7 protein-coding genes are annotated in these 8,904 nt (G+C 64.4%); all 7 read right to left on the minus strand.

Going from position 1 to position 8,904, the window contains the following annotated elements:
- Positions 1–3: 3 nt before the first annotated feature.
- Positions 4–1,494 (minus strand): NAD-dependent succinate-semialdehyde dehydrogenase, encoded by a 1,491-nt coding sequence (locus NFX52_RS03975; RefSeq protein WP_055398084.1) that lies wholly within the window; start codon positions 1,492–1,494, stop codon positions 4–6.
- Between the two features lie 133 nt (positions 1,495–1,627).
- Entirely contained in the window at positions 1,628–2,446 is an 819-nt protein-coding gene (locus NFX52_RS03980; protein WP_055398085.1) for an ABC transporter permease, read from the minus strand.
- Positions 2,447–2,478: 32 nt separating this feature from the next.
- Complete coding sequence (locus NFX52_RS03985; protein WP_252635478.1) at positions 2,479–3,744, minus strand: ABC transporter permease; 1,266 nt, start codon at positions 3,742–3,744, stop codon at positions 2,479–2,481.
- Positions 3,745–3,777: 33 nt separating this feature from the next.
- Positions 3,778–4,809 carry an ABC transporter substrate-binding protein gene (locus NFX52_RS03990; protein ID WP_252635479.1) on the minus strand — a complete coding sequence of 344 codons (1,032 nt, stop codon included), beginning with the start codon at positions 4,807–4,809 and terminating at the stop codon, positions 3,778–3,780.
- Positions 4,810–4,875: 66 nt separating this feature from the next.
- On the minus strand, positions 4,876–5,976 hold the full coding sequence (locus NFX52_RS03995; RefSeq protein WP_055398088.1) for an ABC transporter ATP-binding protein: 1,101 nt from the start codon (positions 5,974–5,976) through the stop codon (positions 4,876–4,878).
- 43 nt (positions 5,977–6,019) lie between these two features.
- The gene (gabT, locus tag NFX52_RS04000; RefSeq protein WP_055398089.1) at positions 6,020–7,312 is read right to left on the minus strand and encodes a 4-aminobutyrate--2-oxoglutarate transaminase; all 1,293 of its coding nucleotides are present in this window, start codon (positions 7,310–7,312) and stop codon (positions 6,020–6,022) included.
- Positions 7,313–7,673: 361 nt separating this feature from the next.
- On the minus strand, positions 7,674–8,904 hold a 1,231-nt coding region (locus NFX52_RS04005; RefSeq protein WP_252635480.1), incomplete at its 5' end, for a right-handed parallel beta-helix repeat-containing protein.

Below are 8,904 nucleotides of genomic sequence, written 5' to 3' on the forward strand. Positions count from 1 at the left end.
TGCTTATTTCTGAATGTCCCCCAGGCACAGGTACTTGATCTCCACATAGTCGTCCATGCCGTAGTGCGAGCCCTCGCGGCCCAGGCCCGACTGCTTGACGCCGCCAAAGGGCACGTGCTCGGTGGCCAGAATACCCACGTTGGCGCCGACCATGCCGTATTCCAGCGCCTCGGTCACGCGGAAGATGCGGCCCACGTCGCGGCTGTAGAAGTAGCTGGCCAGGCCAAACTCGGTGTTGTTGGCTGCGTCGATGGCTTCCTGCTCGGTCTTGAACTTGAAGACCGGGGCAAAGGGGCCAAAGGTTTCCTCGCGCGCGCAGAGCATGTCGGCCGTGGCGTTGGCGACCACCGTGGGCTCGAAGAACTGGCCGGAGCCCAGGCTGGTGAGGCGCTGGCCGCCGGCCACCACCTGGCCGCCCTTGGCCAGCGCGTCGTCCACGTGGCGCTGCACCTTGGTCAGTGCCGCTTCCTCGATCAGCGGGCCCTGGTTCACCCCAGCTTCAAAACCGTTGCCCACCTTGGCTGTCTTGACCTTGGCGGCGAACTTGGTCACGAACTCGTCGTACACACCTTCCTGCACATAAAAGCGGTTGGTGCACACGCAGGTCTGGCCCGCGTTGCGGTACTTGCTGGCAAAGGCGCCTTCCACGGCGCTGTCGATGTCGGCGTCGTCAAACACCAGGAAGGGCGCGTTGCCGCCCAGTTCCAGCGACATCTTCTTGACGGTGGGGGCCGACTGTGCCATCAGGATGCGGCCCACTTCGGTGGAGCCCGTGAAGCTGATGTGGCGCACCACATCGCTCGCGCACAGCACTTTGCCGATGGCAATCGAGTTGTCGCTGTCGGCGGGCAGGATGTTGAACACGCCCGCCGGGATGCCTGCGCGGATGGCCAGCTCGGCAGCAGCCAGGGCGGTGAGTGGTGTCAGCTCAGCCGGTTTGATGACCACGGGGCAGCCCGCAGCCAACGCGGGCGCGACCTTGCGCGTGATCATCGCCAGCGGGAAGTTCCACGGTGTGATGGCCGCGCACACGCCGATGGGTTGCTTCAAGACCAGCAGGCGGCGGCTGTTGTCAAACTGAGGCAGGGTCTCGCCGTTGATGCGCTTGGCCTCTTCGGCAAACCATTCCACAAAACTCGCGCCGTAGGCGACTTCGCCCTTGGCTTCGGCCAGGGGCTTGCCTTGTTCGGCGGTCATGATGCGGCCCAGGTCGTCCTGGTTGGCCATCAGCAGGTCGTACCACTTGCGCAGGATGATGCTGCGCTCCTTGGCTGTCTTGGTCTTCCAGGGGCCCCAGGCGGCGTTGGCGGCGGCGATCGCGGCCTCGGCGTCGGCCGGGCCCAGGTTGGCCACATCGGCCAGCTTGAGGCCCGTGGCCGGGTCGTTCACATCAAAGCGGCTGCTACCTGCCACCCACTGGCCGTTGATGAGGCCGTCGGTCTTGAGCAAGGTGGGGTCGTTCAGCAGGGCGAGGGGGGAGGTCTTCATGTCCATGGGATGGTCCTTGAGAAAGGGGGCTAAACGTGGGCAGATCGAGGTTCACGCACGAAGCGGCAGCGGTCATTGTCAGCCGCCTGGGCGACGGCCGCATGTCGCCGATGTGAACTTCCGGGCGGCAAGGGGCATATCAAGCACGGCGACCGCGCAGCCACTCCAGCGCCAGCAGCAAGCTGGTGGTGAACAGGATGAGCAACGTGGCCACCGCGGCGATGGTGGGCGAGATGTTCTCGCGGATGCCGTTGAACATCTGGCGCGGCAGTGTGGACTGGTCGGCACCGGCCAGGAAGAGGGTGACCACCACTTCATCAAACGACGTGGCAAACGCAAACAGCGCGCCGGAGATCACGCCCGGTGCAATCACAGGCAGCGTGACGCGAAAGAAAGTGTTGAACGGCGTCTCACCCAGGCTCAGCGAGGCGCGCACGAGGTTGTGGTTGAAGCCTGCCAGAGTCGCCAGCACGGTGGTCAGCACAAAAGGTGCGCCCAGGGCGGCGTGCACGATGATGAGCCCGAAGTAGCTGTCGGCCAGGCCCAGCGGCGCAAAGTACAGGTAGGTGGCTACGCCCACCACAATGATCGGGACCACCATGGGCGCAATCAGGATGCTCATGAGCAAGCCCTTGAATCGGAAGTCAGCGCGCGACAGCCCCACCGCCGCCAGTGTGCCCAGGGCCGTGGCGATCAACGTGGCCGCAGGTGCCACGATGAAGCTGTTGCGCGTGGCGCGGGCCCACTCGGCGGATTCGAACAGGTTGCGGTACCACTTGAGCGACCAGCCGTGAATGGGGTAGGCCAGGAATGAACTCTCGGAGAACGACAGTGGCACCATCACCAGGATGGGGGCCAGCAGAAACACCAGTACGGCCACGCACAGGGCGCGCACCGCCCACCAGCCGAGCTTGTCGGCCAACGTGGCGTACAGGGGGAATGAAGGAAGGCGAATCATGGTCGGCAGCTTTCTGCGTCAGAAGGTATGGGTCAGCCAAGGCTCAATTCGGCTTTGCCGAACCGGCGGTACACGCCATACAAGAGCAAGGTCGCGACCAGCAGCAGGGCCCCCAGCGCACAGGCCATGCCCCAGTTCACTTCCACATTGGTGTAGCGGGCGATGTAGTAGCTCAGCATCTGGTCGTCAGCGCCGCCCAGCAGGGCCGGCGTGACGTAGTAGCCAATGGCCAGGATGAACACCAGCAGCGCCCCAGCGCCAATGCCAGGGTACGTCTGCGGCACATACACCCGAAAGAACGCAGCGATGGGCGAGCTGCCCAGCGACACCGCGGCGCGCAGGTAGGTGGGCGGCACGCTTTTCATCACGCTGTACAGCGGCAGCACCATGAAGGGCAGCAGGATGTGCACCATGGCAATCACCACGCCCGTGCGGTTGAACAGCAGTGGCAAAGGCTCGGCAATCGCGCCCAGGCCCATCAACCCCCGGTTGACGAGGCCTTCGGACTGCAGCAGCACGATCCATGCGGCAACCCGCACCAGGATCGACGTCCAGAACGGCACCAGCACCAGAATCATGAGCACATTGGCCTGGCGTGCGGGCAGCGAGGCCAGCCACCAGGCCAGCGGGTAGCCCAGCAGCAGGCAAATCAGCGTCACCACAAAGCTGATGTGAAAGGTGCGCAGCAGGATGCCGCCAAACGCGCGCTGCTCCTCGGGCATGCGTTCGACCTGGCCCAGCGCATTGCGCTGCAGGTCCACCGAGGCGAGCAGGTAGTCGGGCGTCCAGCGCGCCCCGTTTTTGGCAATGGCGCGCCAGAAAGGCGCTTCGCCCCAGCGCGCGTCTTTTTCGATCAATTGGTCACGAATGCTCTCGGATGTGCCGCCCATCGGCAAGGCGCGGAAGGCGCCCATCACCATCGATCGCGCGCCGGGTAATTCCGAGTTCAGTCTGCGCGCCAGGGCGCCTGCATCAGAGCTGTCGGGCAGGCGGGCCAGGTCTTTCATCAGCGCGGCGTAGGCGGCCGGGCCCGGAGCCTCGTGGCGGTCCCAGCCATGCAAGGCCTCGATGGTGGCGGGCAGCGTGTTGGCGACCTCGGGGTTCTCCACGCCGCGCTGCAGCAGCGCGGCAATGGGGACCAGCAGCGTGAGCAGCAAGAACACCAGCAAGGGCAGGGTCAGGGCAAAGGCCCGCCATTTGCGCCGCGCTTCGGCACGCGACAGCGCCTTGCGCAGTGCGCCAGGTGCGTGGGCGTCCAGCGCAAGCGCGGCGGGGGCGATGGCAGAAGAGGCTTGCATGGTGTCTTGTGCTCCGAGGGTGCGGGTTACTACTTACTGGGTGGCCCAGGCGGCGAAGCGTTTCTCCAGCGCCTCGCCCTGGTCGGCCCAGAAGCTCACGCCGAACTGGATGGCTTCCTTGGCGTTGGCGGCCGATGTAGGCAAGTCGTCCAGCACCTTCTTGTCCAGCTTGGCGAGGGCCGTGGTGTTGGCCGGGCCGTAGGCGATGTTCTGCGCGTAAGCAGCCTGGTTGGCCGTCTGCATGGTGTAGGCAATGAACTTCACCGCCGCGTCCTTGTTGGGCGTGCCCTTGGGGATGGCCCAGTAGTCCAGGTCGTAGATGCCGCCGGGCCAGTAGATCTTGAGATTGCGGCCTTCGCGGTTGGCCGCGTCGATGCGGCCGTTGAACGCAGTGGTCAGCACCACGTCGCCCGCCACCAGGAACTGCGGCGCCTGGGCACCTGCTTCCCACCATTGAATGTTGGGCTTGAGTTCGGTCAGCTTCTTGAAGGCGCGGTCGGCACCGTCCTTGGTGGCCAGCACCTTGTACACGTCGGCGGGCTTCACGCCATCGGCCATCAGCGCGAATTCGAGGTTGTAGCGCGCACCCTTGCGCATGCCGCGCTTGCCAGGGATCTTCTTGGTGTCCCAGAAGTCGGCCCAGCTCGTGGGGGCGGTCTTGAGCTTGTCGCCGTTGTAGGCCATGACGGTGGACCACACGAAGATGCCCACGGCGCAGTCGGACACCGCAGCGGGCAGCAGGTCGGACTTGCTCACGATCTTGCTGTAATCGAGTTTTTCATACAGGCCCTCGTCGCAGCCGCGTGCAGCGTCTGGCGACTCCAGCTCCACCACGTCCCAGGTCACCTTCTTGGCCTCGACCATGGCCTTGACCTTGGCCTGCTCGCCGTTGTATTCCACGGCCACGATCTTGTTGCCCAGCTTTTCATAGGGCTCGTAGAACGCCTTTTTCTGCGCGTTGGCGTTGGCGCCACCAAAGTTCACGACGGTCAGTTGCTGCTGCGCAAAGCTGGGAAGTGCCAGGCAGGCGGCCAGAGAGGCGCAGGCGATAAGACTCTTTTTCATGGTGCAGTTTTTCCTTAGGGTTGTGGAGGAACAGGGGACGGGAAAAGGGTGTGGCTGTGCCGGTGGTCAGACCGCGTAAATGCGCGTGGAGACCGGGGGGAACTCCAGCAGCACGGCATCACCCGGCTGTGGATGGGGGTTACTAGCGGACGAAGCCAGCGCCACCTTCACCGTGGCGGGCTCTTGGCCATGGCCCAGGTCGCACATCAGGCGCAGGTGGTCGCCGTAGTAGATGGCGCGCGCCACCGTGGCGGGAATGGCCGAGGTTTTGGGGTACTCGGAATGCGCATGCAGCACGATGCGTTCGGGCCGAACACAGGCGTGCACGGCAGAGCCCAGTGCGGCCTGGTTCACGTTCACTCCTGGCAACAGGTAGCCGCCTGGCAGCTGGAGGGCGGTGTCGGCGCCCGCGCCTTGCAGGGTGCCCGAAAGCACCGTGTTGTCGCCCACAAAGCCGGCCACGAATCGGTTGGAGGGCGCTTCGTACAGGGTTTCCACATCGGCGAGTTGCTGAATGACCCCTTCGTTGAACACCGCCACGCGGTCGCTCATGGTCAGGGCCTCGCCCTGGTCGTGGGTCACGTAGACAAAGGTCACGCCCAGCTGGCGGTGCAGTTCTTTCAGCTCGATCTGCATATGCTCGCGCAGCTGCTTGTCCAGCGCGCCCAGGGGCTCGTCCATCAGCACCAGCTGGGGGTTGAACACCAGGGCGCGGGCCAGCGCCACGCGCTGCTGCTGGCCGCCCGACAGGCGCGTGGGCAAGCGGTCGGCCATGCCGGTCAGGCGAACCATGTCCAGCGCCTTCTTCACACGCTCGGCCTGTTCGGCCTTGGGCACCTTGCGCACAGTGAGCGGGTAAGCCACGTTCTGACCCACGGTGAGATGGGGGAAAAGCGCGTAGTTCTGGAACACCATGCCAAAGTTGCGCTTGTGGGGCGGCGTGCCGGTGATCTGCTTGCCATCGAGCAGGATGTCGCCCGCAGTAGGGGACTCAAACCCCGCCAGCATCATCAGTGTGGTGGTCTTGCCCGAGCCCGAGGGCCCGAGCAGGCTCAGGAATTCACCGCGCTGGATGTCCAGGTCTAGCGAGCGCACCACCAGTTGTTCACCGTCGTACGTCTTTTGCACACCGCTGAAGCGGACCAGGGGCTCTGCTGATGGGTTCATGGTTGGGGGCACCTTGTAAGCAGAATGAAGGTCGGGTCGCATGTCAGCCCAGCGCGGCAAAGCTGTCGGCCAGGATGGCCAGGCCCTCGTCGAGCAGTTCGTTGGAGGCGGTGAGCGGCACCAGGATGCGGATCACGTTGCCATAGGTGCCGCACGACAGCAGAATCAGCCCGCGCCGCGCCGCTTCGGCCACGACCTTCTTGGTCAGCGCGGCGTCGGGGCGGTGGACATCGCCGTTTTCAAACAGCTCGATCGCCACCATGGCACCCAGGCCGCGTACATCGCCGATGGCGGGGACTGTGGCGGCCATTTCTTTCAGTGCCCTCACCAGCAGCGCACCCATGTCCTGGCTGCGGGCCAGCAGGTTTTCCTGCTCGAACGCATCGATCACGGCAAGGGCGGCCGCGCAGGCCACGGGGCTACCGGCATAGGTGCCACCCAGGCCACCGGCCGCTGGCGCGTCGATGACGTCGGCGCGGCCCACCACGCCAGACAAGGGGAAGCCGCCTGCCAGTGATTTGGCAGTGGTGATGAGGTCGGGCGCCACGGGCCATTGCTCGCATGCAAACCAGGTGCCGGTGCGGCCAGCGCCGGTCTGCACTTCGTCAGCGATCAGCAGGATGCCGTAGCGGTCTGCCAGGGCCTTGAGGCCGGTGACGAATTCGGGTGGCGCCACGAAGAAGCCGCCTTCGCCCTGCACGGGCTCAAGGATGAAGGCTGCCACACGCTCGGGCTCGATGTCGTTCTTGAAGATCAGCTCCACTGAATGCAGGGCCTGCTCCACGCTGACGCCATGCAGCGCGTTGGGGAACAGGGCGTGGTACATCTCGCCAGGGAAGGGGCCGAACCCGATCTTGTAAGGCGCGACCTTGCCGGTGAGGCCCAGCGTGAGGTTGGTGCGGCCGTGGTAGCCGCCCGTGAAGGCGATCACGCCGGGGCGTTTGGTGTAGGCGCGGGCGATCTTGATGGCGTTTTCCACGGCCTCGGCGCCGGTGGTGAGCAGCAGGCTCTTCTTGGCAAACGCGCCGGGGGCCAGGGTGTTCAGGCGCTCGCACACTTCCACGTAGGGCTCGTACGCCACCACCTGGAAGCAGGTGTGGGTGTACAGCTCCAGCTGGGCTTTGACTGCAGCGATCACTCCGGCGTGCAGGTGGCCGGTGTTGAGCACGGCGATGCCACCGGCAAAGTCGATGAAGCGGCGGCCCTCCACATCCCACAGCTCGGCGTTAAGCGCCTTCTGTACGAAGAGTTCATGGGCCTGACCCACGCCCCGGGCCACAGCGGCATGGCGGCGGGTGAGGAGGGCGGCGTTGGTGAAGTGGCGGTCTTGCTGCATGGCGGTGGGCGGGTGGGTTGAACACGAAATGAAGGAATGGGCGAATTCTGGAATTCGCGCCACGGCCCGTCCATGTACACCGGCATGCTGTTTTGCGCGCACTGTGCAGGTCCTCCATCCTGTACAGGCAATCCCTGATTTGGTGTGCGCCAACACGGTGCACAATGCAGCCCCTTTTGCGTAGCCGTAGTGCAATCCCCCACGCTGATCTGCAGGAAAACCGGGCACTCGGGGGATTGAAGGGGTTTGTATCGGGATGCAGCGGCGGGCCGCTTGCCATCTTCCAAAACGGTGCGTAAAAACGAAAAAAGGCCTCGCAGCGTGCTGCGAGGCCTCTGCCGGCCGAAACTTGAACGCTCTGCTACCGGGCGCACACCCCGGCCGTTGCAGCCGCCCCGGTCACCATGGTGTTGTTCGTGACCACACTGTTCGGTGCAATCACGCGCACCACCGTGCTGCCCGCGTGGGGTGTGGGGAAACATGCAATGTTGTTACGCACCACAGCGTTTCCATCGGGTACATCGCCATTCTGGAATTCGGTGTGGCCCACATTGATGGCTGTCTGAAACGTCGTCTGCGTGTTGATGATGACGTTGCCTTCAATCACGATACCGGGTGCCGACTGCACTGCCATGCCCGTGTTGCCGGCGTTGATGAGTGTGTTGTTGCGCACCACGAAGTTGCGGAACCATTCGGCCGAGTCATACCCCTGCGTGATCGACATCTCCCAGCAGCCATCCGTCGCAGCATCCTGCTCAATCCGGTTGCCCTCAATCAGTACGCCGTCCATCTGGCCGTGGAAGGTCATGTTGCCCCCTTGGCAGATGCCATTGACCACCGAGTTGCGGATGTAGCGGTTGTTGCGCAAGGTGACGTTGGTTCCACTCAGTCCATGGCTGCCCGACAGGTAGGTGCCATGGTTGAAGCCGCTGCCGCTGAAGTTGTTGGCCTCGATCAGGTTGCCTTCGATCACACTGTTGCGGAACTGGCCGAGGATGCCCATGCTTCCGTTGTGATGGATGTGGTTGTTGCGGATCAGCACGTTGTTCACACCGTGGGGAGCGCGTGCCTGCGAGTGGATGGCAATCTGGAAGCCGGATATCTCCACGTTCTCAATCACGATGTCGCGGACATTGCCACTCAGCCAGAAGCCCCAGGCCGAGTTGTTGGAGCCGTGGATCCGCAAATTGCGGAACACGTAGCCGCCGTCGTTGGAGGTGTTGGCATAGCGCCCTCCCAGCTCAAAGGGCGCGATGGCATTGTTGTTGGTGTTGAGGAGGGGGGCGGGCCCTGCGCCATACGCATCGAAGGTGAGGGGCGCGTCTGCGCGGACGTTCATGTTCTCGAACGTGGTGACACCCACCACCCAGGCACCGCCGCGCGCAAAAAGCAGTGCTGTGCCCGCAGGCAGTGTGTTGACATTGATCCCCGTGAGGTTCTGCTTGGGTGCCGCCTGCGTGCCGGGGTTGGAATTGCTCCCTGGCACGCAACCGGTGGCGGCGCCCGCCTGGCAGTCCGAGAAGTAGTACGTTACGGAGCCACCGGGCGTCGGTGCTGGCGGAGGCGCCGGTGGAGCCGGCGGTGCCGGAGGC

This window comes from Acidovorax facilis, from assembly GCF_023913775.1.
Taxonomy (GTDB): domain Bacteria; phylum Pseudomonadota; class Gammaproteobacteria; order Burkholderiales; family Burkholderiaceae_C; genus Acidovorax; species Acidovorax facilis.